At 49.2% G+C, this 2,102-nt stretch carries 4 protein-coding genes; 3 read left to right on the forward strand and 1 reads right to left on the reverse strand.

Features of this window, described 5'->3' with window-relative positions:
* The 3 genes from Q0257_RS03280 to Q0257_RS03290 all read left to right on the forward strand — a co-directional run.
* Positions 1 to 792, forward strand: a 792-nt coding sequence (locus Q0257_RS03280) for a lysophospholipid acyltransferase family protein (RefSeq protein ID WP_366517492.1), incomplete at its 5' end; no start/stop codon positions are given.
* Positions 789 to 1,061 carry a phosphopantetheine-binding protein gene (locus Q0257_RS03285; protein ID WP_298021497.1) on the forward strand — a complete coding sequence of 91 codons (273 nt, stop codon included), beginning with the start codon at positions 789 to 791 and terminating at the stop codon, positions 1,059 to 1,061. The genes Q0257_RS03280 and Q0257_RS03285, both read left to right, overlap by 4 nt.
* Positions 1,048 to 1,326: an acyl carrier protein gene (locus Q0257_RS03290; protein WP_177388709.1), complete on the forward strand. Its 279-nt coding sequence runs from the start codon at positions 1,048 to 1,050 to the stop codon at positions 1,324 to 1,326. The genes Q0257_RS03285 and Q0257_RS03290 overlap by 14 nt, the downstream gene beginning before the upstream one ends.
* A 443-nt stretch (positions 1,327 to 1,769) precedes the next feature.
* Here Q0257_RS03290 and Q0257_RS03295 read toward each other — a convergent pair whose 3' ends face one another.
* Positions 1,770 to 1,961 carry a hypothetical protein gene (locus Q0257_RS03295; RefSeq protein ID WP_298021500.1) on the reverse strand — a complete coding sequence of 64 codons (192 nt, stop codon included), beginning with the start codon at positions 1,959 to 1,961 and terminating at the stop codon, positions 1,770 to 1,772.
* Positions 1,962 to 2,102 lie beyond the last annotated feature (141 nt).

A 2,102-nucleotide genomic window follows, 5' to 3' on the forward strand; every position in this document is an offset into this window, starting at 1 on the left:
CTGCTGCGAAATCCCCGCCGAAAGAGGCGCCGCGCGATGAAGCAGACAGATCCGCTAAGGCGCAAAATCAAGCAGATCGGCATCGCGCTGTGCTTCGCAAGCTTCGGCGCGCTGTGTATGATGGGTAACCTACTCTTCCTCCCCGTAGCGCTGCTGCGGTTAAACCGCATAGAGGTCGTGCGAAATTTCGTGCGCGATTTTATAATGATCTCGTGGCGCATATTTTTGCTGCTCGCGCGACTTTACGGCAGCATCGGCGTGAACTGGCGCTGCAAGCTCCCGCCTAGCGGCACTCTCATCATCGCAAACCACCCTAGCCTGCTTGACGTGGTGATCTTTTTAGCTCACGTGCGGCGCGCAAACTGCGTAGTCAAGGAAAGCCTATGCAAAAACCCATTCCTCTCCGCCGCCATCGCAGCCGCGGGCTACATCCCAAACACCGGCTCGGAAGCGATGATAGATGCGTGCCACAGCGCCCTTGCGCGAGGAGAAAGCCTAATCATCTTCCCCGAGGGCACGCGCACCGCAGATCGCATCGCCATGCACAAAGCGGCGTTTTATATCGCGATAAATTTCGCAAAAAATATGAATTGCGTCGCGATAAAAATGGATCCTAAAAGCCTAAAAAAAGGACAAGTATGGTACGATACGCCCGAGGTTCGGATGAAATACGACCTCTACGAGCTGTGCGTGCTAGATCTTGAGGTCTTTGAGCCGGATCGCCCAAACCCGATCCGCGTGCGCAAACTCTACGAAAAAATATCAAATCTATATGAAAAGGAGAATCTGTGAACGAAGAAATTTTGGAGCTTAAGGAGCTGATTATTTCGGGGCTGAACCTCGAAGACGTAGCGCCCGGCGACATAAATGACGATGAGCCGCTTTTTGGCGACGGGCTCGGGCTCGATTCGGTCGATGCGCTGGAGCTCGGGCTTTTGGTGCAGAAAAAATACGGCATCGTGCTTAACTCAAAAACCCAAAATTTAAAGCAAATTTTCTCATCCGTTGCGTCTTTGGCGCAATACATCGCCGAAAATAGGAGTAAAAATGAGCAAAGATGAAATTTTTGAAATTTTAAAAAAGGCGCTCGTGGAACTTTTCGAGATCGACGAGAGCAAGGTCGTGCCTGAGGCTAAAATTTACGAGGATCTGCAAATCGACAGCATCGACGCGATCGATCTGGTCGATTACGTCAAGAAAAACACCGGCTATAAGCTGATGCCCGATGATTTTAAAAATATCCAAACTCTCGGCGACATCGTGGATGCCGTAGCCGCGAAGCTCGATCAGGGCGCGGGCGTGGAGACTACGGGCGGCGAGAGTTAAATTTCGCCGTGCGGCGCGGCAAGATCGCGTGCGTTGCGGTTTGGCAGTTTACTTTGCGGCGGCACGGGGCAGCGGGCGAGCGGATAACATAGGCGTCGTTTATTTTACGGCGCGCGGCGATTCGGAGCGTGCGGCAAATATTAATCAAAGGTGCGCGGCTTTTGCTGGCTAGCGCTTAGGCGGCACGGCACAAAATCCGCTTATTTGCCGCTTTTGAGCTAGCATGTAAAGCGCTTTGCAGATCAAAATTTTAAAATTTAAATCTGCAAGCTTTAGCAAAATTTTGAAATTTTAAAGGCGTTGTTTCTTTTGCGGTCGCTGTTTTCATAAAATTTCAAAATTTTAAAATTTCGGCTAAATTTAATTTAGTGAATTTGATTGCAAGCCCAGCGGTGCGAGTTAAATTAGGACGCAGCTAAATTTAAAAGCGGCGCTGCTGAAATTTAAATGCGGCGAGCAAGGCTAAATTTAAATTTTAAAAGCATAGCGCCTAAAATTTGAAAGCCGAAGCTAAATTTAAAATATCTCGGCGCGGTATAGATCGCAACGATCGCGCTGCTAGCAACAAAACCAAAAACCGCCACGGCAAAACCAAAATCGCAGCAGCAAAAGCCTAGCCAGCCGCGGTAAAACAAAAACCGCCGCGGCAGAAACTAAGCCCTTGCGGCTAAATTTAAGGATTACAGAGATTGCGACGAACGATATTTTTAAAAACAGCTACCGTAATTTTAAGCGTGTTTTACCCTTTCGGCCTCTATTTTTTGCACGGCGGCGCG

It is taken from the genome of uncultured Campylobacter sp. (genome assembly GCF_938018035.1).
GTDB lineage: Bacteria > Campylobacterota > Campylobacteria > Campylobacterales > Campylobacteraceae > Campylobacter_B.

Bases quoted from the DNA above. Each gene is read 5' to 3' on its own strand.
- Q0257_RS03290 (WP_177388709.1), top strand. From the start codon at position 1,048: ATGAGCAAAGATGAAATTTTTGAAATTTTAAAAAAGGCGCTCGTGGAA.